The sequence below is a fragment of the Rhizobium sp. SAFR-030 genome (genome assembly GCF_059415005.1).
This window is the reverse complement of the sequence record NZ_JBPFDO010000001.1, coordinates 763678-785260: the sequence shown is the minus strand read 5'-3', so window position 1 is coordinate 785260 and position 21583 is coordinate 763678. Positions and strand designations below refer to the sequence as shown.

Sequence of the window (21583 nt, the reverse complement as noted above, 5' to 3'; positions counted from 1 at the left end):
AGCGAGGACAATGGCTGGACATTCCGCAACCGACGGTCATACGCATGATGCTCACGCGCTGACGGCGCATGATGCCCACGCGCACGACCATCACCACGAGCACAAGCTGAGCTTCTTCGAGCGCTGGTTCAAGTCGACCAACCACAAGGACATCGGCACCCTCTATCTGATCTTCGCGATCATCGCCGGCATCATCGGCGGTCTTCTGTCGGTCGCCATGCGCATGGAGCTGCAGGAGCCGGGCATCCAGATCTTCCACGGCCTCGCGGCCATGGTCTACGGCTTCGAGGGCGACGCCGCACTCGACGGCGGCAAGCACATGTACAATGTGTTCACCACCGCCCACGCGCTGATCATGATCTTCTTCATGGTCATGCCGGCGATGATCGGCGGTTTCGCCAACTGGATGATCCCGATCATGATCGGTGCGCCGGACATGGCGTTCCCGCGGCTCAACAACATTTCCTTCTGGCTGATCGTGCCGGCCTTCCTGCTGCTGCTGCTTTCGATGTTCGTCGAAGGTCCGGCAGGCGCCTATGGCGTCGGTGGCGGCTGGACCATGTATCCGCCGCTCTCCACCTCGGGTCAGCCCGGACCGGCCGTCGACCTGGCGATCTTCTCGCTGCACGTCGCCGGTGCTTCGTCGATCCTCGGCGCCATCAACTTCATCACCACCATTCTCAACATGCGCGCGCCGGGCATGACGATCCACAAGATGCCGCTGTTTGCCTGGGCCGTGCTGGTCACCGCCTTCCTGCTGCTGCTGTCGCTCCCGGTTCTCGCCGGTGGCATCACCATGCTGCTGACCGACCGCAACTTCGGCACAACCTTCTTCGCGCCTGAAGGCGGCGGTGATCCGATCCTCTACCAGCACCTGTTCTGGTTCTTCGGTCATCCGGAAGTCTACATCCTGATCCTGCCCGGCTTCGGCATCATCAGCCACATCATCTCGACCTTCTCGAAGAAGCCGGTCTTCGGCTATCTCGGCATGGCCTATGCGATGGTGGCAATCGGCGCCGTGGGCTTCATCGTCTGGGCCCACCACATGTACACGGTTGGCCTGTCGCTCGATGCGCAGCGCTACTTCGTGTTCGCCACGATGGTTATCGCGGTGCCGACGGGCGTGAAGATCTTCTCCTGGATCGCCACGATGTGGGGCGGCTCGCTGTCGTTCCGCACGCCGATGATCTGGGCGATCGGCTTCATCTTCCTGTTCACCGTCGGTGGCGTCACCGGCGTCCAGCTCGCCAATGCCGGCCTCGACCGCTCGCTGCACGACACCTACTACGTGGTTGCCCACTTCCACTACGTACTGTCGCTCGGCGCCGTGTTCGCCATCTTCGCCGCCTGGTACTACTGGTTCCCGAAGATGACCGGCTACATGTATTCCGAACGCTTGGGGAACCTTCATTTCTGGGTGATGTTCATCGGCGTGAACCTGGTGTTCTTCCCGCAGCATTTCCTCGGCCTTGCCGGCATGCCGCGCCGCTACATCGACTACCCGGATGCCTTCGCCGGCTGGAACTACGTGTCCTCGATCGGCTCCTACATCTCCTTCGTCGGCGTGTTGATCTTCCTCTTCAGCGTCTGGGAAGCCTTCGCCAAGAAGCGCGTCGCCGGCGACAATCCGTGGGGCGAGGGTGCGACCACGCTGGAATGGCAGCTGTCTTCGCCGCCGCCGTTCCACCAGTGGGAACAGCTGCCCCGCATCAAGTAATCGAACGACAAGGGTGGCGCGGGTTGAAAACCGCGCCGCCGTCGACCACAGCACAGGACTGCCGCATGACCGTCATCGATAATCACGCAAGCCTGGACGGCGAGGACAAGGTCTACCTGTCCGAAGCCGGCGCGCGGGATTTCTTCGAGCTCCTGAAGCCGCGCGTCATGTCGCTTGTCGTGTTCACGGCATTTGCCGGGCTGCTGCTGGCGCCCGGCTCCATCAACCCGGTGCTCGGCGCCATCGCCATCCTCTGCATTGCGGTGGGTGCCGGCGCGTCCGGCGCGCTCAACATGTGGTATGATGCCGATATCGACGCGGTGATGACCCGCACTGCCAAGCGACCCATTCCCGATGGCCGCATCCTGCCGCAGGAGGCGCTTGCCTTCGGCCTGACGCTGTCGACCTTTTCGGTCTGCATTCTCGGCCTGGCGATCAACTGGTTCGCCGCCGGTCTGCTCGCCTTCACCATCTTCTTCTACGCCGTCGTCTACACGATGTGGCTGAAGCGCTCGACGCCGCAGAACATCGTCATCGGCGGTGCTTCGGGCGCCTTCCCGCCGATGATCGGCTGGGCCTGCGTGACGGGCAGCGTGTCGTTCGACAGCATCGTGCTGTTCCTGATCATCTTCCTCTGGACGCCGGCGCATTTCTGGGCGCTGGCGCTGTTCAAGATGCGCGACTACGGATCGGTCGGCATCCCGATGATGCCGAACGTCGCCGGCGAACGCTCCACCAAGCACCAGATCGTTGCCTACGCGGTGCTGACCGCGGTGGTCGGCGTGGTTCCGGCGATGACCGGCCTTGTCGGCTGGGTCTACGGAGCCTTTGCCGCAGTGCTCGGCGCCGTCTTCGTCCTCTGTTCCATCGCCGTCTGGCGCATGCCGGACGGGGACGAGAAGATGGTCGCCGCCAAGCGCATGTTCGCCTATTCGGTCCTCTACCTTTTTGCGATCTTCTCGGCGCTCATCGCCAGCCATTACGGGCAGGTCTTCGCCGACGGGTTGGGAGGCCTGCTATGATCGAGACCGTCAAGATCACCGATGCACAGAAGAAATCCAGGCGCGGACGCAACATTGCGCTCGGCCTGGTGCTGGCGGCGCTGGTGGTGCTCTTCTACGTGGTGACGCTGATCAAGCTCGGCACACCGAGCTGAAGCGGAGCGGGGAGGAGGAACCCATGACCAATACACAGACGAGAAGCAGCACCCGCAACGGCGGCAACATGGCGATCCTGGTCGCCTGCCTGGTGTTCGTCTGCGGCATGGTCGGCGCCGCCTATGCCTCGGTGCCGCTCTACCGGCTGTTCTGCCAGGTGACCGGCTACAACGGCACGACGCAACGCGTCGAGCAGTATTCCGAGACCATTCTCGACCAGACGATCCGCGTCACTTTCGATGCCAATACCTCGAGCGGCCTCAACTGGGAGTTCAAGCCGGTCAACCGGTCGATCGAGCCCAAGATCGGCGAGACCGTGCAGATCAGCTACACCGCCACCAACCGCTCGCCGCAGCCGGTGACCGGAATGGCAGTGTTCAACGTTACGCCGATGGAAGCCGGCGCCTACTTCAACAAGGTGGAATGCTTCTGCTTTACCGAAACCACCTTGAAGCCGGGCGAGACGCTCGACATGCCGGTGGTGTTCTTCGTCGATCCGGAGATCGCCAAGGCGGAAGAGACCAGGAATATCCGCAATATCACGCTGTCCTACACCTTCTATCCGAGCCAGGGGGCAAATCCGGTTGCCGGATTGAACGATGGCAAGGCCGGGGACAGCGCCAAGAAACTGTGAGAGTGGGCCGGCCCGCGCAGGCGGGAAGGCTTGAGGAGAAACTTCGGGGACCGACCATGGCGCAAGCGCACCAAAAGAACCACGACTACCACATCATAGACCCCAGCATCTGGCCGCTCCTCGCGTCGATCGGTGCCTTCGTCGTCACCTTCGGCGGCGTCGGCTACATGCGCTACCTGCATGGTGGCCAGTTCCACATGTTCGGCATCGACTTTGCCCATCCATGGCTGTTCTTCATCGGCCTGGCGATCCTCGTCTACACGATGATCGGCTGGTGGGCGGATACCATCAAGGAAGGCCGCGAAGGCCACCACACGCGCGTCGTGTCGCTGCACCTGCGCTACGGCATGATCATGTTCATCGCCTCCGAGGTGATGTTCTTCGTCGCCTGGTTCTGGGCCTTCTTTGACGCCAGCCTCTATGCCAACGAAGCCATCCAGGCGTCGCGCGTTGCCTATACCGGCGGTCAGTGGCCGCCGAAGGGCATCGAGGTTCTCGATCCCTGGCACCTGCCGATCTACAACACGGTGATCCTGCTGCTGTCTGGCACCTGCGTCACCTGGGCTCACCACGCACTGCTGCACAACGACCGCAAGGGCCTGATCAACGGCCTGGCGCTGACGGTTGCGCTCGGCGTGCTGTTTTCCTTCGTGCAGGCCTATGAGTATGCCCACGCGCCGTTCGACTTCAAGAGCTCGATCTACGGCGCGACCTTCTTCATGGCCACCGGTTTCCACGGCTTCCACGTCTTCGTCGGGACGATCTTCCTGCTCGTCTGCCTGGTGCGGGCGATCAATGGCGGCTTCACCCCGCAAAAGCACTTCGGCTTCGAGGCGGCCGCCTGGTACTGGCACTTCGTTGACGTCGTCTGGCTGTTCCTGTTCTTCGCCATCTACATCTGGGGCGATTGGGGCGCGCCGCTGGCCCACTGATCGGGCCGGCACTCTTCGAACGAACGCATATCGGGCAGGGGCGGTCGAAAAGCCGCCCCTGCCGCTTTCCGGGACCACCGATGTCCCGACCTGAAAGGCAGAGCATGCACGAGGACAACGCCCGTTTCCCCTCCCAGGACCCGATCCGCGCCGGATTGAAGGGCGCCTGCCCGCGCTGCGGCCAGGGGAAGCTGTTTGACGGGCTGTTGAAGGTAAGACCGAAGTGCGGCGCCTGCGGCCTCGACTACGGCTTTGCCGATTCCGGCGACGGTCCGGCGGTGTTCGTCATGCTCATCGCCGGCTTCCTGGTTGTCGGCTTTGCCCTGTGGTTCGAGTTCACCTTCCACCCGACGATCCTCCTGCATCTGCTGATCACCCTGCCGATCGCGGTGGTCGTCTGCCTCGGAACGCTGCGGCTGCTGAAGGGCGTGCTGATCGCCCTCCAGTACCGCCACAATGCCAGCGAAGGCCGCATCGACCGTGACTGAGCGTGACGACTTGAAGCCGATGAGCGGTACCGCAAGGCTTGTCACTGGCGTGCTGGTGCTGGCGCTGCTGGCGGCGCTCGTAACGCTCGGCACCTGGCAGATGCAGCGTCTCGCCTGGAAGGAGCAGCTGCTGGCCGAGATCGCCGAGCGCCGGGCAGAAGCTCCCGTCGATCTTCTGGCAGCCATCCCCGCCGGGACGGGAGAAGCCGTCCAGGAATACCTGCGGGTGCGGGCCTCTGGCACCTTCGACCATGCGGGCGAGCGGCACTTCTTTGCCACCCATCAGGGCCGCACCGGCTTCTACGTCTACACGCCGATGCGACTTGCCGATGGACGGTCGCTGCTCGTCAACCGCGGCTTCGTGCCCTACGAGATGAAGGAGCCGGGCACACGCGCGGCCGGCGAGGTCGAGGGCCCTGTAACCATCACGGGCTATGTGCGTGATCGGTTGCCGGGAAAACCCTCCTGGCTGGTGCCGGACAACGACCCGGCGAAGAACATCTTCTACTGGAAGGACTGGTCGGCAATGGTCGCGGCCGCCGGGCTCGATCCGGCTCGCGTCCTGCCGTTCTTCGTCGATGCCGACGAGACGGTGAAGAACCCCGGCGGCTGGCCGCAGGGTGGCGTTACGCAGTTCGACCTGCCCAACAGCCATCTGCAATATGCCGTCACCTGGTACGGCCTGGCCTTAGCACTTGTGGCCGTCGTCGCCAGTCTCTGGTGGAAGCGCCGCCGCGGCTGAGCGCGATCACGGCTGCCCTGCGTCCGGCGGCAGGCCACCGGCCAGTCGAGCCGCTTCGCATGCAACCGCCAGCGCGTCACGCGGTTGCGGGACCAGGGTTTGGAGATCGCTCGTTTCGGCCTTGAGGAAGCCCGCCATGGCAGCCGATGAGATCGACAGCAGCATGGGCGGCTGAAACGCCAGGAGCGGCAGACCGGACAGCCGTTCGCGCTCGGCCGCAAGACTGACCGGCGCGTAATCGACGGCAAGCCGCCGGGCGAGATCAGGCACCGAGAACGGCGCGACGCCGGCCAGCTCATACGTCATCCCCGCATGAGCCTTCGGATCGCGGAGAACCGCGATTGCCGCGTCGGCAAGATCGGCACGCGCGACAGCCGAGATCAGTCCCGTGCCGAACGGAACCTCGATCCGGCCATCTCGCGGGGCAGCAAGCATGCCGATCAGTTCGGCGTAGAGGCCGTTGCGCAGGATGGTCCAGCCGAGCCCGCTCTCCTTGAGCGCCCGCTCCGTCCAGCGATGCGCAAGCGCAAAGCCGAGATGATCGCTGGCGGCCGAAAGGCTGGTGTAGACGACATGGCTCACGCCGTGGCGGCGCGCGGCATTCAGAACCGAGCCATGCCGCCGGATGACGACATCGTCCTCGGCATAACCGGCAGAGACGAGGAACAGCGTCGAGACGCCGGAGAAGTCCAGGGTTTCGACCCTGTCGAAATCCATTGGGCGGTCGGCATCCAACGCGCGGCTCGCGGTCTGGATGGTCAATCCTGCGCGCCGCGCCCCTTGCGCCACGAGCGTTGCCAACTGGCCAGATGCACCGGTGATCAAGATCATGTAACAGTCCCTTCGGTTTGGTCTGGCGAGGCTTTAGACCGATCCGAAACGCTGCATAAGGAGGCACAATCTTGTCCGATACGCACAGCGATGTTCGCCTTGAGCCGGCGATAGAGCCTTGTGGCGCGCCCGACCACGAGGATTGCGGGATACGCCTCATTCTCGACCGGCTGGGTGAGCAGTGGACGGTGATGACGCTTGCGGAACTGTCGGCAGGCCCACGCCGCTATCGGGAGCTGGAAAGGGCGCTTTCCGGTATCTCGCAGCGGATGATGACGCTGACGCTTCGCCGCCTGGAACGGGACGGACATGTCCTGCGGCATGTCGAGCCGACGGTTCCGCCAAGCGTTACCTACGAATTGACGCCGCTCGGTCGCGCCTTTGCAACGCAGGTTGCTTCCCTGGTGGTCTGGAGCCGGCAGAGCAAGCACGAGATCGAGGCAGCGCAGGCGATGTTCGACAAGCGACCGACGGTCTGAGCGGCCTCTTTTCCTCGTCGCCCGCGACGCCATCCGGGCGCGCAGGCAGCGGACGTACATGGGTTTTCACGGCATTTGCTGGCCGACCACACCCTTTTTGCATGGCGCCGGGCGGCGTGCTCGCCTATATGAGGGCGAACATGGACATTCAGCCGGACCGCTCATGAACATCCAGGTGTCGAAACCACCCCTCACCATCCGCCTCTGTGGCCCGCGCGGCTTCTGCGCCGGCGTCGACCGTGCGATCCAGATCGTCGTCTTGGCGCTGAAGGCCTATGGAGCACCCGTCTATGTGCGCCACGAGATCGTCCACAACCGCTATGTGGTCGAGGGACTGGAAGCCAAGGGCGCCGTCTTCGTCGAGGAACTGAACGAGATTCCGGAGGAGCATCGCGCCCAGCCGGTGGTGTTTTCCGCCCACGGCGTGCCGAAATCGGTGCCCGAGGATGCCCAGACCCGCAACCTCTTCTATCTCGATGCGACGTGTCCGCTGGTATCGAAGGTCCACAAGCAGGCGATGCGCCACCAGCGCCTCGGCCGGCACGTGATCCTCATCGGCCATGCCGGCCATCCGGAAGTGATCGGCACGATGGGCCAGCTCCCTGAAGGAACCGTGTCGCTCATCGATACGATTGCCGATGCGGAAGCCTACCAGCCGATCGATGCCGACAATCTCGGCTATGTCACGCAGACGACGCTTTCCGTCGACGATACGGCCGGCGTCATCGCCAAGCTGCAGGAACGCTTCCCCAACCTGACGGCGCCCTCGGCCGACAGCATCTGCTACGCGACGACAAACCGTCAGGAGGCGGTGAAGCAGGCGGCACCCGGCTGCGACCTGTTCATCGTCGTCGGCGCACCGAATTCGTCGAACTCCAAGCGCCTCGTCGAGGTCGCGCTCCGGGCAGGCGCCACCCGCTCGCTGCTCGTCCAGCGCGCCGCGGAAATCGCCTGGGACGAGGTCGGTCCGATCGGCACGCTCGGCATCTCGGCCGGCGCCTCGGCTCCGGAGGTCATCGTCGACGAGATCATCGAAGCCTTCCGCCAGCGCTTCGATGCCAAGGTCGAGCTTGCCATCACCACAGAGGAAAACGAGCATTTCCTCGTCAACCGCGAGCTTCGCAGCGTCGAACTGACGCGCGAGGACATGGCCTGGGTGAATGGGTGAAATGCGACGGCGGTAGCCGGCAAAAGGCGCCAGTGGCGCGTTTTGAGCATTGAACGCCCTGAGCCCCAAGCGAGGGGCCAGGATCCGGTTCGGCAAACACAGTGCCTCTCCTTCGACGGCATCATCAGCCTTCCACCGGCGCTCCCCCGCGCTAACCATATGCGCTGCCGCCGATTGCGCTTGGCCGCCGCTCCTTTATATGGGGTCCATGACAAGCCGCATCCTCAAGACCGCCGCCTGGCTGGTGCTCGCCTTCATCGTCTTCGCGACGGTCTCGCCGATCGACTGGCGACCGCAGGATGTCCTGCCGGTCAATCTCGACCGGGCGCTGGCCTTTGCGCTGCTGTCGGCGATCTTCGTCGTCGCCTATCCGCGGCAGTTCCTGCTCTGCGCCGCGATCATCGTTGCCGGCACCGCCTTCATCGAACTCCTGCAGTTCATCCAGCCCAGCCGTCACCCGCGCCTGCACGACGTGTTCGTCAAGGCGGTCGGCTGCTGCCTCGGGCTTGCCGTCGGCTGGCTGGTCAACCAGTGCCGCCTGCGCTTCGTGCGCTCGCCGGCCGGGCGTCCGTCCTGACCCACTTCGCGAAACCTGTGTCTCTGGCTGCAGGGGGCTAGCCACATCGCCATCCGGCTGTGTATGCCTTGTGACCACTCCGCCGGGTCGCGACCGGCATCAGCAGGAACGAGATCTTGGCCGTCTATACCGATATCACCGAAAGCGACCTGAAGGCTTTCCTGGGGCAGTACGATGCCGGCGAGCTGACCTCCTACAAGGGCATCGCCGAAGGCGTCGAGAATTCCAACTTCCTCCTGCACACCACGAAGGATCCGCTGATCCTGACGCTCTACGAGAAGCGCGTCGATGCGGCTGACCTGCCGTTCTTTCTCGGGCTGATGCAGCATCTGGCGGAAAAGGGGCTGTCGTGCCCGCTGCCGCTGCCGCGCCACGACGGGGCGCTGTGCGGCGAACTGTCGGGTCGGCCGGCGGCGCTGATCTCGTTTCTCGAGGGCATGTGGCTGAGAAAGCCGGAGGCGCGGCATTGCCACGAGGTCGGCCGGGCGCTGGCCGAGCTGCATCTGGCCGCCGCCGATTTCGAGATCCGCCGGGAAAACGCCCTGTCGCTCGAAGGCTGGGTCGGGCTGTGGCAGAAGGCGGCACCGCGCGCCGACGAGGTACAGGCAGGCCTGGAGGCCGAAATCGGCAACGAACTCGATGCCCTGTCGGCTGCCTGGCCGAAGGATCTGCCTGAAGGCGTCATCCATGCGGATCTGTTCCAGGACAACGTCTTCTTCCTCGGCGATCGCCTGTCGGGCCTCATCGACTTCTACTTCGCCTGCAACGACCTGCTCGCCTATGACGTGGCGATTTGCCTCAACGCCTGGTGCTTCGAACAGGACGGGGCCTACAACTTCGCCAAGGGCCGGGCGCTGCTGGCCGGCTACCAGTCGGTCCGGCCGCTCTCGGCTGCCGAAGCAGACGCACTGCCGATCCTGGCCCGCGGCTCGGCGCTGCGGTTCTTCCTGACCCGCCTCTACGACTGGCTGACGACGCCGGCCGGCGCGCTGGTGGTGAAGAAGGACCCGCTCGAATATCTGAAGAAGCTGCGCTTCCACCGGGCGATCGGCTCGGCGACCGAATACGGCCTGGAGGCCGATGCACGATGAAACATGTCGATATCTACACCGACGGCGCCTGCTCGGGAAATCCCGGTCCCGGCGGCTGGGGGGCCATCCTGCGCTATGGCGACACCGAAAAGGAACTGTACGGCGGCGAGGCGGAGACGACCAACAACCGCATGGAGCTGATGGCGGCGATCACCGCGCTCACCACGCTGAAGACGCCGTGCGAGGTTGATCTGCACACCGACAGCAAATATGTCATGGACGGCATTTCGAAGTGGATCTTCGGCTGGAAGAAGAACGGCTGGAAGACCGCCGACAAGAAGCCGGTGAAGAACGGCGAACTGTGGCAGCAGCTCGACGTCGCAAACCAGCGCCACAAGGTCACATGGCACTGGGTGAAGGGTCACGCGGGCCATGCGGAAAACGAGCGCGCCGATGAACTGGCCCGGCTCGGCATGGCGCCGTTCAAGAAGAAATGACGGATCTCGGCACCACGGGCTGCCGCAGCAAGCGCGACGAGAGGAAGACATCATCATGATCGAGCACTGTGTATTCATGCGCCTGAAGGCGTCGCTGCCGGCCGACGAAAAGCAGGCGCTGTTCGCGTCGCTCGCCGAGCTGCAGTCGATCATCCCAGGCATCACCGGCTTCAAGTCCGGGTCGAATGTTTCGCCGGAAGGCCTGAGCGGCGGTTTCCGCGACGGCTTCGTCGTCACCTTCGATACCGCCGAAGCGCGCGATGCCTATCTCGTGCACGCCAATCACGTGGCGGTCGCCGAACGGCTCGTCGCCGCCTGCGATGGCGGACTGGCCGGCCTGATGGTCTTCGACTTCGAGGTCTGAGAAGCAGTCGCTCTTCAACAGCACGCGCGGTGCAAAGCAGTTTCGCCGCGGGAAGACCGCTTGCGCCGTCCGTGAACGAAAACCGCGCAGGTCGAAATCGGGACATATGGCATGAATGAACTGGGCAGGGTGATCGAGGTCTGGCGCTACCCCGTATCCTCGGTCGGCGGCGAGCAGCTGGAAAAGGCGGAGGTGATGCCGAAGGGCCTGCCCGGTGACCGGCATTTCGCGCTGTTCGATGCGGAGACGGGACTGGCGGCAGCGCCCGAGAAGGACACCCGCTGGCGCCCGGCGCTCTTTCTGTCGGCCCATTACGCCGGCGAGGCGCTGCCTTCGCTGCTGTTTCCCGACGGCACCAACCTGCGGATCGACGATCGCAAGCTTCATGAGCAACTGCGAGCCCATTTCGGCTTCGAGGTGATGGTCGGCACCTATGGCGGCAAGCAAGCGACGGACCAGCGCCTGCCGGTCGTCTCCGCCCGCTACGACGCGGCCTGCATGCACATCGTCACCACCGGCTCACTGGCAGCACTTGCGCGCATAGCAGACCTCCCATCCATCGACCGCCGGCGTTTCCGCCCGACGCTGCTGGTCGATACGGGTGAGGCAGACGGCTTCGTCGAAAACGACTGGGTCGGCAAGAACATCCGCATCGGCCGTCTGATGGCAGAGGTGACGGACGGGACGCGCCGCTGCGGCATGACGCTGGCGGCACAGCCAGAGATCGCAGAGGAACCGGTCGTGCTGCGCACGATCATGCGGCACAACGCCCGCAATCTCGGCGTCTATGCCCGTGCAACGGCACAGCAGGAGGTCGCCAAGGGCGACCTCGTCTACGCCGAGATCTGAAACAGCCCCTGTTCCACCCGGTCGACATCGGCGAGGATCGCCTCGGCGACCGTTTCACCGATCTCGTGGGCGCTGGTGATCCCCTGCACGAACGGATGCTTGTGCAAGAGGAACGAGATCGCCGCACAGTACAGGTGATTGGTCAGATGCGCCGGCACCAGAGGCCGGAAACTGTCGTCGATGTCGATGCCGCCGGTGCGGACATACTCGACCGGCGCATCCGGCAGGATCAGCGGCTGCACCTTGCGGGTCGCCGACTTGCGCACCCCGCCCTGGGCGACCAGCGTCGGGAACGGCAGCTCGGTCGCCGACAGCGTGTCCTGGCCGGTTGCGTCGATGAAGGCGGAGAAGACGTGTTGCTCGCCGTTTGCCGTTACCACGGCTCCCCGCTCCACACCCTCGGTCGAGATCTCGTAGTCTGAGCCGAGCTTCAGGATGTCGAGCTTGCCGGCGCGGCTCAGCGCCAGCAGGCGGCGGATCGACATCAGCGGGACTGTCGCGTAGTCGTCCATGAAGATGCTCTTGAAGCGCTTGTGAAAGCGCTCGAGATCCTGCTCGTCGAAATGCGGCACCGCCCGGGCAATGATCTCATGGGTGATGAGGATCGCGTAGCGCCATGGCACGGTGTAGCAGCGCTCTCGATTGTACTCGACCTCTGCAAGGTTGCGCGCCGCCCAGACGAACGGATCGGCCGAGACCCGCTCGGCATAATAGGCTTCGGCGAACGTATCGACGGTCAGCTGCGAGAGGCCGATCTTTGCCGCGTAATCAGGATCGGCGAGCGCCACCTCCTGGCGGAACAGTTCGAACACGCGGTCCAGCAGGCCCTGGCTGCCGGCGGCGATCAACCCGTCGATTGCCTGCTGGTGACAGATTTTCGGATCGAGATAGGGAAGCGGGCAGTAGAAGTCGGCTTCCGGCAAAAGCCCCTTGCGCGACATCATGGTCGCCTTGAAGGCTTCGCTGCCGACGGCCGGCTGGTACTGCAGGTCGCCGGCTGCATCCAGCCGGAACGTGCCGCGCGCCGTTGCCACGCTCATCAACGCGTCGATGCCACTGAGCGACGTGCCGAGAATGCCGACAGGCCCGTGCTCGATCGTCTGCAACGCCGAGGCCGGCCACGGCGAGATGAAGTAGCCCGGCTTGACCTCGGTATCCTTCGGCCAGTTATGGCCTGTCGCCATCACCACGTGGTCGAACCGAGCGTCGAAGCAGGATCCGTCCGCCACTTCGACCGACAGCAGCACGTCGTTCTGCTGCAGGGTGATGTCGACCACCCGATGCCGCTCGCGAACGTCGATCGGATGGCCCTTCGCCGTGCCCTGTTCGACAAGCCGCAGGAACTGGTCGCGCATGTAGTTGCCGAGCACCACGCGCGGGTAGAACTCACGCTCGTCGATCGTTTCGCGGCGGATCCCGAAGCGCGACAGCTCGACGTCGTCCTGTCGCTCCAGCCATTCGACCAACGTTTCCGTGAGCGACGGGAACTCGATGCTCGGGATATTGGAGAGCATTGTCGGGTCGTTGATGTCGGGATGGTAGGGCGTGCCCTTGCCGGGTTCGGCTTCCGCCTCGAAAATTGTGATGGACAGGGGAACTTTGGCATTCAGCAGAGTTTTGAGCGTGTAGAGGCCCGTCGGTCCGCTGCCGATGATCGCTATTCTGTCTGACATGGGTGTCCCGCTTGATGGGCGGATCTCCCGCCCGAAGTGCTGCATCAGTCAATGCTTTGGTTGGCCACTTGTTCCTTATCCTCGGACGGTGGCGGATTGTTCTTGCGCGCCATGTCCTCGACGCCTTCGCCAACGAAAAAAGCGGCCTCGAAGGGCCGCTTTCCGATGTCGTCAAAGAGGATCGCTCAGAGCTTCTCGATCATCGCCGCAGCGCCGGAGGCCGTCGTGTCGCCGGGGCTGTCCTCGACGTTCAGGACCTTCACCACGCCATCGTCCACCAGCATCGAATAGCGCTTCGAGCGCAGGCCGAGCGCGCCGCCCGACATGTCCATCTCCAGGCCAAGTGCCTTGGTGAAGGACGCATCCCAGTCGGAGAGGTACTTGATCTTGCCGGCGCCGCCGGTTTTTTCCGCCCAGGCACCCATGACGTGCCAGTCATTGACGGCAACCACGGCAATCTCGTCGACCCCGCGCTCAAGGATGGCGTCGCGGTTTTCCAGGTAGCCCGGCAGGTGGTTGAGCGAACAGGTCGGGGTGAAGGCACCGGGCACGCCGAACAGCACCACCTTGCGGCCCTTGAACAGCGCCTCGGTCGTCACGTCGCTCCGACCTTCGTCGGTCTTGGTCTTGAAGGTTGCCGCTGGAATGGTGTCGCCGACGGAAATCGTCATTCTGCTCTCCTAAGGAAGAAGGATAGCGGCCCAACGCCGCTGACGCCACATTTAGCCCGGCTTCACTCGAAGGCAAGCGAGGTTTCCATGGCCCGGCCGCCGGAGACGACGAGAATGTCCCAGCGCTTGCCGTGCGGATCGTAGTTCTTCGGCAGCTTGCCGACCGGCATCTCGACGATGTAGCGGTCGCCGCTGCGCTTCTCGTTCGTCTGGTCGAGCAGAACGTGGCCTTCCGGGCCGGCGACGAAGATCTGCGGGACGGCAGTCTCGTCCGGCAGTTTCAGCGACAGGCTGAGGTTCTGGCGATCGTCGCTCAGCGTGTAGGCAGTCACGGCGAAGTCCGCCGAAGGCTTTTCCGGCAGGTGGCGGATTGCCTCGTCGAGAATCAGGTTTTCCTGGTAGGGCAGCGGCCCGGCTGCCGAAAGTTCCAATCGGAAGTCCGCCTGGAACGGAATGCAGATATTGCGGCAAAGGCCGATGAAGGCGGACGCCCGCAGAGTCGTCGGCTTGTCCGGTGCCGCAAGCTTCAGCGTGAAGGGTAGGGCGACCGGATGGTCGTAGCCGATGTCGCGCACGTCGCCGACGGTGAACTGCTTGGGGATGGGGAAGCCGATCTCGGTGATCGATGCGCCGTCGGCCGATGTCAGGGTGATCTTTGGCGGAATGCCGGCCTGGCCCGGCTCCTTCCAGTAGGTGATCCAGCCGCTCTTCGGCTCGATCTGCAGCGCGCCGCGCACCGTGCCGTCGGCTGTCGGCGGCAGCGCGACGACGCGCATCCTGCCGCCTTCGTTTTCCGCCCAGGCAGTCATTGCCGCCATGCTGCCGGAAGCGGGCAGACAGAGCGCTGCCGCTGCAAGGCAGATGCCGAGCCTGGAGAGCATTTGCTGGCTGAACGTCGAATTGACCATGATCGCTGCTTTAGACGAGCCCCGATACCACTGCCAGTCACATGACGAGAAAGCGGATCATTTTTGGTTGATTGATGAACATGTGTGCCCCATCTTGCTTTGGAGGCAGTCCCGACCCCTTGAAGGGTCTACTGCACGCTGGAGGCACGATGACATTCGCGACACTCAAGGATAAGCGTGAGCGCGGTTTCCTGGACGGCCAGTTCCTCATCGCCATGCCCGGCATGCAGGACGGAAACTTCGACCGCTCGGTGGTCTACATCTGCGCCCATTCGGCAGCGGGTGCCATGGGCTTCATCATCAATCGCTCCCAGTCGATCTCGTTCACCGAGGTGCTGCTGCACCTGAAGCTTGTCGAGCAGCCGGAAGCCATCATGATGGACGGCGCCACCCGCGACTTCCCGATCCTCAACGGCGGGCCCGTGGAAACCGGCCGCGGGTTCGTCCTGCACTCGGACGACTTTTCCAGCGAGAGCAGCATCCCGGTCAGCGACGACATCTCGCTGACGGCGACGCTCGATATCCTGCGCGCCATCTGCGAGGGGCGAGGCCCGAAGCGCGCCACCATGTTGCTCGGCTATGCCGGATGGGGACCCGGTCAGCTGGAGAGCGAGATCGGCAGCAATGGCTGGCTCAACTGCCCGGCATGCGAGGAGCTGATCTTCGACCGCACGCTCGAGGACAAGTACGAGCGGGCGCTTGCATCGATGGGCGTGCGTCCGGAGATGCTGTCGCGGGAAACCGGTCACGCCTGAGGGGACGGAACCAAGCGACCATGACCGCGTTGTTTTCCCGAAGCCGCTGTCAAGGGCGGTCAACCAAGGAGAATGACGATGGGTAGCATGAGCGATAAGGTAGCAGGCAAGGCAAACGAAGCAGCCGGCAAGGTCAAGCAGGCTGTCGGCGACGCGACTGACAACCATTCGCTCGAGGCCAAGGGCCATGCCCAGGAAGCCAAGGGCAAGGCTCAGCATGCCAAGGGCGAAGTCAAGGACGCGGCCAAGAACATCGTCGACCGCGCCTAATCCTTTCTACAATTTCTGATCAAAACCTGTTCCGGTCTCGGCCGGAGCAGGTTTTGTGTATCTGAAGCCTCGAACTCAGCGGATGCGCGTCATGCGTCTTTACGAATGCGATTACTGCGGCCAGTCGATCCACTTCGACAATCGCGTCTGCGTCAACTGCGGCCACCGGCTGGCCTTCGTGCCCGATCGGCTGGCCATGCACGCGCTCGCTGAGGGCGAAGACGGGCACTGGCACCTGATTGCCGACCGCAGCGCCACGGTGCGGCTGTGCGCCAACGAGGTCAACGACATCTGCAACTGGACGGTCCCGGCCGAAGGCGGGGAGACCTTCTGTGCCGCCTGCCGCCACAACAGGCTTGTCCCGGATGCCTCGACAGAAGCAGGGCTGCTGCAATGGCGGCGTATCAGCCAGGCGCAGCGGCATCTGTTCTACTCGTTGCTGAAATGGGATCTGCCGCACACGACCCGCGAGGAAGACCCGGAAGGCGGTCTGGTATTCGATTTCCTGGTCGACGAGATCAAGCCGGACGGCACCGTGGTGCCGGCAATGACCGGCCACGAGGATGGCCTCATTGCCATCCGCGCCGCGGAAGCCAACGACGCGACCCGCGAGCAGATCCGCGTCTCGATGAACGAGCCGTATCGGACGATGCTCGGCCACTTCCGGCACGAGACCGGCCACTACATCTGGGACAAGCTGGTGCGCGACCGCGACCGGATAGGGCCCTTCCGTCTCGCCTTCGGCGACGAGACGATCGATTACAGCGAATCGCTGCGCAAGAACTACGAGGAAGGCCCGCCCTCCGACTGGCAGGAGCACTTCATCAGCACCTATGCGGCCTCGCACCCCTGGGAGGATTTCGCCGAGTGCTTCGCCCACTACCTGCACATCGTCGACACGCTGGAAACGGCGCGGGCGTTCGGCATGGTGCTCGATCCGCGCGGCCATGCCGATCTGTCCTCGGAGGTCGCCTTCAACCCCTATCGGGCTCGTGATGCGGCCCAGCTGGTCGAAGTGTGGATCCCCTTCAGCGTCGCGATGAACAGCATCCACCGCTCGATGGGCATGCCGGATCTCTATCCGTTCATCCTGACGCCGACGGTGGTCGCCAAGCTGGAATTCATCCACGGCCTGGTGCATGGCGCTGGGCACGACGGGCGGTAAGCCCGCATAGGCTGAAAGCGCCTTTCGAGGATCAGTCTTCCTCTTCCGCCGGCAAGGCGGAGGAGGGTGCTGGAGCCTTCAGCTGCAGCGACAGCATCTTCTTTGAACCCGACCTCGGCTTTCGGACGGCTTTTAGCGCCTGCTCCGTCTTGCGCGACTGGTCACGCATCATTTCGATCTGGATCTGCTGGATTTCCGTCAGCCGCTCCCATTGGCGGTTCAGCAGGTGGTCGACCTTCTCATGCAGGTGGCGGATCTCCAGCTCCGCCTTCAGGTTCACCTTGTAGTCGTTCAGCGCCCGCAGCCGGTCCTTCTGCTCCTGGCGACGCTGGCTCATCATGATCACCGGCGCCTGCAGCGCGGCGACCGTCGACAGCACCAGGTTCAGCAAGATGAATGGATAGGCGTCGAAGGCACCCGTGGCGCCGAGGACGATATTGATCATCATCCAGACCGCGAGGAACGCGCAGAAGGAGATGATGAAGGTCCAGCTTCCGCCGAACTTCGCCACCAGATCCGCGACCCGGTCGCCGATCGAGCGGCCTTCCTCATAATCGTCGACGATATTCTCCGTCAGCACATCGTGGCTTTCGAGGCTTTCCAGCACCTCGTTTTCCAGCGTCGTCAGTTCGCCGCGCTCCTCGCGCAGCAGCGACGCTATATAGCGGCTGCGGAATTCCTCGATCGTCCGGCGCTGAACATAACCCTCCGTCGGCAGTGCCGGATGGGCCTGCCGGATGAAGTCGGTAAGCGCCGGCCTCAATCCCTCGATGTCGACCGCGTCGCGGCGTTTCAGCGGCAGGCCCGACAGAGCGTCGTGGACTGTCTTTTCCTTGCTGGGAGATGCGTTCGCCGCCTTGTCGGTCTTCAGCGACGGCTGCGACGAGGCTTCGCCCGCGGCTGGGGAAGCCGGCGCTGCGTCGTCGGTTGGAAAAGCATCCAGGCCTGTCATGCGTGCCTCGGCAGATGTGGGAGGGGGTCGAGCGGTAGGATGGTCATGCTGGCATGCGCCGCCGGCAAGTCAATGCCGACGACGGAGGATCGCCTGACGCTAGCCTCCAGGCGAGGTAGGATCGCCGCTAACGCCGTCGGCGTCAGGCGCGCTTGGTCAGCGGGAAGCGTTCCTTCAACAGGCGCTGCACGGCTTCCGATGCCATCGGCGCGCCGAACAGGAAGCTCTGGCCGAACTGGCAGCCCATGTTGACGAGGTTGGCGGCATCCTCGTCGGTCTCGATGCCTTCGGCCACCACGGACATGTCCAGCGCGCGGGCCATGGCAATGACCGAGCGCAGCAGCACCTCGCCCTTTTCGGCGGCATTGGTGACCAGCGACTTGTCGAGCTTGATCGTGTCGAACGGGAACTGCGTCAGGTAGCCGAGCGACGAATAGCCGGTGCCGAAATCGTCGATCGCCAGGCTGATGCCGGTCTCGCCGAGCTTGCTCAGCACCAGCCGCGCCTGCTCGGGGTTTTCCATCATCATCGATTCCGTCAGCTCCAGCTTCAGCCGGTGCGGGTCGCAATGGGTGCGTGCCAGAAGCGAGCGGATCTCGTTGTAGAGGTCGGCATTCAGAAGCTGGGCGCTCGACAGGTTGACGGAGACGAAGATCGGCAGCTCGCCGGTCTGTTTCTCCCAGATCATCAGGTCGCCGGTGGCGCATTCCAGCGCGAACATGCCGAGCGGGCTGATGAGGTCCGACATCTCGGCGATCGGAATGAACTCGCTCGGCGGTATCGTGCCGCGCTTGGGGTGCTCCCAGCGCATCAGCGCCTCGAACCCGGCGATCTCGCCGTCGCTGAGCCGGATGATCGGCTGGTAGGCGAGCGACAGCTCCTTGCGCTCGATCGCCCGGCGCAGGTCCGTCTCGATCTGCAGGCGGTCGGGCGTGCCGTTGTTGCGGAAGGCGGGGCGGAACGGCTCGACGCGGTTGCCGCCGGCGCGTTTCGCCCGGTACATGGCAAGTTCGGCGTCGCCCAGCATGCTGGCCGCGTTTTCCTGCTGGTCCACCCACGAGCAGAGCCCGGTGGAGGCGGTCAGGATCACCTCGCGATTGGCGAAATTGATCGGCACCCGGATCGCCTGGCTGATCGCCTCGGCGAAATCCGCGACCTTGGCGGGATCGCGCTCGGACACCAGGATGAGGCCGAACTGATCGCCGGAAATCCGCGCCAGCGTGTCCTGCGGCTTCAGCAGGCGGCGCAGGCGTCGTGTGAGGGCGATCAGGATGTTGTCGCCGGCGGCGATGCCGAGTGCGTCGTTGACCTGCTTGTAACGGTCGATGTCGATCGCCATCACCGTCGGCCGCACGGCATCCGAGGTCGCAGCGATCGACAGGACGGAATGCAGGCGGTCGAGAAACACCTGGCGGTTCGGCAGGCCGGTGAGGTTGTCGTGCAGCGCATCGGCCAGCAGCCGTTCGACCGAATTCTTCGGCTCGGTGACGTCGATGATCGTGCCGACGCAGCGGATGATCTCGCCGTTCGAGCCGAGCACCGGCCGGGCGCGGATCTGCAGCCAGTGGAAATGGCCGTCTTCGGCGCGGATGCGGAATTCATGGCTGAGCCGGCCCTTGCGGTGCTCCAGCAGCACGTCGAGCGTCGCCTTGAACCGGTCGCGGTCGTCGGGATGCAGACGCGGCAGCCAGTTGCGCACTGGTCCGTGCATGCTGCCCGGCGCCAGGCCGAGGCGCAGCGAGATGTCCGGCGTCGTCACCACGCGGTCGCGCGCCACGTCCCAGTCCCAGACCGTGTCGCCGCTGCCCATCAGCGCCAGCGACTGGCGCTCCAGGTCGGAGAACAGGCCCTGCTGGTAGGCGCCGCCGGCAAAGGCGTGCTGCATGACCGTGAAGCCGATCAACAGGACGATCAGAACCAGGCCGCCGCCGAGCGCCGGCTGGATGATGTCGTTGTCCAGCTGGCCGGTCACCGTCAGCCAGCCGCCGAACAGCCAGACGAGGATCAGCGTCCAGGTCGGCACCAGCAGGATCGCCCGGTCGTAGCGGTTGAAGCCGAGATAGATGATCAGAAGGATGCCGGCGGTGGCCGTCAGCGCCAGCGAGATGCGGGCAATGCCGGCGGCGATCGACGGATCGTAGATCGCGACCCCGAACAGCAGGCCGAGGCCGATGATCCAGGCAAATGTCGCGTAGCCGAGATGGACGTGCCAGCGGTTGAGGTTGAGATAGGTGAACAGGAAGATCACCAGCGATGAGGCGAGCGCCACCTCGGCGCAGGCGCGCCATATTCGCTCGTCGCTCGACGTGATGCTGATGAGCTTTTCGAGGAAGCCGAAGTCGACGCAGATATAGGCAAGCACCGCCCAGGCGAGCGCTGCGGCGGCCGGCAGCATCGACGTGCCCTTGACGACGAACAGGATGGTCAGGAAGACCGCCAGCAGGCCGGCGATGCCGAGCACGATTCCGCGGTAGAGCGTGAACGAGTTGACCGTGTCCTTGTAGGCGTCCGGCTCCCACAGGTAGAGCTGCGGCAGGTCGGGTGTGGCAAGCTCGGCGACGAAGGTGACGACGGCGCCCGGGTTGAGCGTGATGCGGAAGACGTCCGCATCCGGGCTCTGCATCCGGTCGAGCGCAAAGCCTTCGCTCGGGGTGATGGCATTGATGCGCAGCGAGCCCAGGTCCGGCCAGATCAGCTGCGAGTTGACGAGGCGGAAATGCGGGGCGACGATGACGCGCTCCAGCTGTTCCTCCGACACATTGGCGAGTGCGAAGACCGCCCAGTCACCCTGGTGGCCTGGCGTGCTGGCACGCACCTCGATGCGGCGGCGGATGCCGTCGGCACCGGCGGCGGTGGAGACCTGGAAGGCCTCGCCCTGGTTGGCATAGATGTCGGTGGTAGCAGTCAGGTCGAGCGCGTTGTCGTCGCGGGAAATCTTCACCGGCTCGAAGGCGAGGGCGGCGGTGACCGGCAGGATCAGCAGCAGGCAGACAAGCGCTGCCAGTCGTCGGGCGAAAACATTGCAGATGCGGCGGGCCCTGTTCATCGCGGGGTCCGAGCCTTGTCCACGTCGTCTCCTGCGAGCCGGGAGTAGAGGATGTGGTCCCGCCACTCTCCGTTGATCTTCAGATACTTGCGCAATAGACCTTCCCGCTCGAAACCGGACTTTTCAAGTAGCCGGATGCTCTTCCAGTTCTCCGGGATACAGGCTGCCTCGATGCGGTGCAACTGAAGCCCGGTGAAGATGTAGGGTACTACAAGGTGGAGTGCGGCAAACATATGACCGCTGCCGGCATGCCGCTCGCCCATCCAGTATCCGATCATGCAGCTCTGCGCGGCGCCGCGACGGATGTAGCCGATCGTGAGGCCGCCGAGCAGCGCCTGGTCCTCGCGCCGGAACAGCAGCATCGGGATGGCGAGCCCGGACGAGAATTCCTGTGTATTGCGGGTCACCCGCGCCCGGAACGAGGATTCCGTCAGCTCGTCGTGCCGCCAGCTGGGTTCCCACGGCTGCAGGAACTGTCGGCTTTCCGAGCGCAGCTTGTACCACGCGCGGTAATCCGACTGGCGCGGCAGGCGCAGAAGATGGTGGTCGCCGTAGAGTTCGGGCGTTTCCGGCTGGCGCGACAAAAACCGAAATACCGACTTCGTCATGCTAGTCTCGTTCCGCCCCGTTCGGCGCGATCGGATCCGGCGCAACCCGGCGCGCCGGAGGCACGCGCC

Annotated in this window: 24 protein-coding genes; 17 read left to right on the top strand and 7 right to left on the bottom strand. The window is 64.2% G+C overall.

Annotated elements, in window-relative coordinates; translation table 11 throughout:
- Positions 1-10: 10 nt before the first annotated feature.
- The 7 genes from ctaD to ACR65N_RS04075 all read left to right on the top strand — a co-directional run bounded on the left by ctaD (position 11) and on the right by ACR65N_RS04075 (position 5670).
- Positions 11-1717 (top strand): cytochrome c oxidase subunit I, encoded by a 1707-nt coding sequence (ctaD, locus tag ACR65N_RS04105; protein ID WP_430305706.1) that lies wholly within the window; start codon positions 11-13, stop codon positions 1715-1717.
- Between the two features lie 65 nt (positions 1718-1782).
- A complete protein-coding gene (locus ACR65N_RS04100) occupies positions 1783-2739 on the top strand; it encodes a heme o synthase (protein WP_440455844.1) in 957 nt (318 codons plus the stop codon).
- The gene (locus ACR65N_RS04095; protein ID WP_495065918.1) at positions 2739-2873 is read left to right on the top strand and encodes a cytochrome c oxidase system small membrane protein; all 135 of its coding nucleotides are present in this window, start codon (positions 2739-2741) and stop codon (positions 2871-2873) included. The genes ACR65N_RS04100 and ACR65N_RS04095 overlap by 1 nt, the downstream gene beginning before the upstream one ends.
- A gap of 23 nt (positions 2874-2896) precedes the next feature.
- A complete protein-coding gene (locus ACR65N_RS04090; RefSeq protein ID WP_440455843.1) occupies positions 2897-3508 on the top strand; it encodes a cytochrome c oxidase assembly protein in 612 nt (203 codons plus the stop codon).
- A gap of 56 nt (positions 3509-3564) precedes the next feature.
- Positions 3565-4440, top strand: a complete 876-nt coding sequence (locus tag ACR65N_RS04085; protein ID WP_440455842.1) for a cytochrome c oxidase subunit 3 — start codon at positions 3565-3567, stop codon at positions 4438-4440.
- A gap of 104 nt (positions 4441-4544) precedes the next feature.
- A complete protein-coding gene (locus ACR65N_RS04080; RefSeq protein WP_440455841.1) occupies positions 4545-4928 on the top strand; it encodes a DUF983 domain-containing protein in 384 nt (127 codons plus the stop codon).
- On the top strand, positions 4897-5670 hold the full coding sequence (locus ACR65N_RS04075; RefSeq protein WP_440455840.1) for an SURF1 family protein: 774 nt from the start codon (positions 4897-4899) through the stop codon (positions 5668-5670). The genes ACR65N_RS04080 and ACR65N_RS04075 overlap by 32 nt, the downstream gene beginning before the upstream one ends.
- Before the next feature lie 6 nt (positions 5671-5676).
- On the opposite strand, the gene ACR65N_RS04070 is transcribed toward ACR65N_RS04075, so the two are convergent.
- The gene (locus tag ACR65N_RS04070) at positions 5677-6501 is read right to left on the bottom strand and encodes an NAD(P)H-binding protein (protein WP_440455839.1); all 825 of its coding nucleotides are present in this window, start codon (positions 6499-6501) and stop codon (positions 5677-5679) included.
- Positions 6502-6572: 71 nt separating this feature from the next.
- Between ACR65N_RS04070 and ACR65N_RS04065 the strand changes: the two genes are divergently transcribed.
- The 7 genes from ACR65N_RS04065 to ACR65N_RS04035 all read left to right on the top strand — a co-directional run bounded on the left by ACR65N_RS04065 (position 6573) and on the right by ACR65N_RS04035 (position 11466).
- A complete protein-coding gene (locus ACR65N_RS04065) occupies positions 6573-6980 on the top strand; it encodes a winged helix-turn-helix transcriptional regulator (protein ID WP_440455838.1) in 408 nt (135 codons plus the stop codon).
- A gap of 163 nt (positions 6981-7143) precedes the next feature.
- Positions 7144-8148, top strand: coding sequence for a 4-hydroxy-3-methylbut-2-enyl diphosphate reductase (ispH, locus tag ACR65N_RS04060; RefSeq protein ID WP_430305698.1), 1005 nt, complete (start codon positions 7144-7146; stop codon positions 8146-8148).
- Positions 8149-8356: 208 nt separating this feature from the next.
- A complete protein-coding gene (locus ACR65N_RS04055) occupies positions 8357-8725 on the top strand; it encodes a VanZ family protein (protein WP_430305696.1) in 369 nt (122 codons plus the stop codon).
- Between the two features lie 116 nt (positions 8726-8841).
- Positions 8842-9816 carry a homoserine kinase gene (locus ACR65N_RS04050; RefSeq protein WP_440455837.1) on the top strand — a complete coding sequence of 325 codons (975 nt, stop codon included), beginning with the start codon at positions 8842-8844 and terminating at the stop codon, positions 9814-9816.
- Entirely contained in the window at positions 9813-10253 is a 441-nt protein-coding gene (gene rnhA / locus ACR65N_RS04045; protein ID WP_430305694.1) for a ribonuclease HI, read from the top strand. Before ACR65N_RS04050 ends, rnhA begins: the two co-directional genes overlap by 4 nt.
- 55 nt (positions 10254-10308) lie before the next feature.
- A complete protein-coding gene (locus ACR65N_RS04040) occupies positions 10309-10617 on the top strand; it encodes a Dabb family protein (RefSeq protein WP_430305693.1) in 309 nt (102 codons plus the stop codon).
- A gap of 111 nt (positions 10618-10728) precedes the next feature.
- Entirely contained in the window at positions 10729-11466 is a 738-nt protein-coding gene (locus tag ACR65N_RS04035) for an MOSC domain-containing protein (RefSeq protein WP_440455836.1), read from the top strand.
- Here the strand turns inward: ACR65N_RS04035 and ACR65N_RS04030 are convergent.
- The 3 genes from ACR65N_RS04030 to ACR65N_RS04020 all read right to left on the bottom strand — a co-directional run bounded on the left by ACR65N_RS04030 (position 11451) and on the right by ACR65N_RS04020 (position 14718).
- Entirely contained in the window at positions 11451-13139 is a 1689-nt protein-coding gene (locus tag ACR65N_RS04030; protein ID WP_440455835.1) for an FAD/NAD(P)-binding protein, read from the bottom strand. The genes ACR65N_RS04035 and ACR65N_RS04030 overlap by 16 nt on opposite strands.
- A gap of 185 nt (positions 13140-13324) precedes the next feature.
- Entirely contained in the window at positions 13325-13810 is a 486-nt protein-coding gene (locus ACR65N_RS04025) for a peroxiredoxin (RefSeq protein WP_430305690.1), read from the bottom strand.
- Between the two features lie 62 nt (positions 13811-13872).
- Positions 13873-14718, bottom strand: coding sequence for a protein-disulfide reductase DsbD domain-containing protein (locus ACR65N_RS04020; protein WP_440455834.1), 846 nt, complete (start codon positions 14716-14718; stop codon positions 13873-13875).
- Positions 14719-14867: 149 nt separating this feature from the next.
- On the opposite strand from ACR65N_RS04020, the gene ACR65N_RS04015 reads away from it, so the two are divergent.
- The 3 genes from ACR65N_RS04015 (at position 14868) to ACR65N_RS04005 (ending at position 16908) form a co-directional block, all read left to right on the top strand.
- Positions 14868-15473: a YqgE/AlgH family protein gene (locus ACR65N_RS04015; RefSeq protein ID WP_440455833.1), complete on the top strand. Its 606-nt coding sequence runs from the start codon at positions 14868-14870 to the stop codon at positions 15471-15473.
- Between the two features lie 78 nt (positions 15474-15551).
- Positions 15552-15743 (top strand): CsbD family protein, encoded by a 192-nt coding sequence (locus ACR65N_RS04010; protein WP_430305687.1) that lies wholly within the window; start codon positions 15552-15554, stop codon positions 15741-15743.
- Positions 15744-15834: 91 nt separating this feature from the next.
- Positions 15835-16908 (top strand): zinc-binding metallopeptidase family protein, encoded by a 1074-nt coding sequence (locus tag ACR65N_RS04005; RefSeq protein WP_440455832.1) that lies wholly within the window; start codon positions 15835-15837, stop codon positions 16906-16908.
- A 31-nt stretch (positions 16909-16939) separates the two neighbouring features.
- Here ACR65N_RS04005 and ACR65N_RS04000 read toward each other — a convergent pair whose 3' ends face one another.
- From ACR65N_RS04000 to ACR65N_RS03990, 3 genes are all read right to left on the bottom strand, one after another.
- Positions 16940-17860 carry a DUF1003 domain-containing protein gene (locus tag ACR65N_RS04000; protein ID WP_440455831.1) on the bottom strand — a complete coding sequence of 307 codons (921 nt, stop codon included), beginning with the start codon at positions 17858-17860 and terminating at the stop codon, positions 16940-16942.
- A 142-nt stretch (positions 17861-18002) separates the two neighbouring features.
- A complete protein-coding gene (locus tag ACR65N_RS03995; protein ID WP_430305683.1) occupies positions 18003-20906 on the bottom strand; it encodes an EAL domain-containing protein in 2904 nt (967 codons plus the stop codon).
- Entirely contained in the window at positions 20903-21514 is a 612-nt protein-coding gene (locus ACR65N_RS03990) for a GNAT family N-acetyltransferase (protein ID WP_440455830.1), read from the bottom strand. The genes ACR65N_RS03995 and ACR65N_RS03990 overlap by 4 nt, the downstream gene beginning before the upstream one ends.
- Positions 21515-21583: the final 69 nt, after the last annotated feature.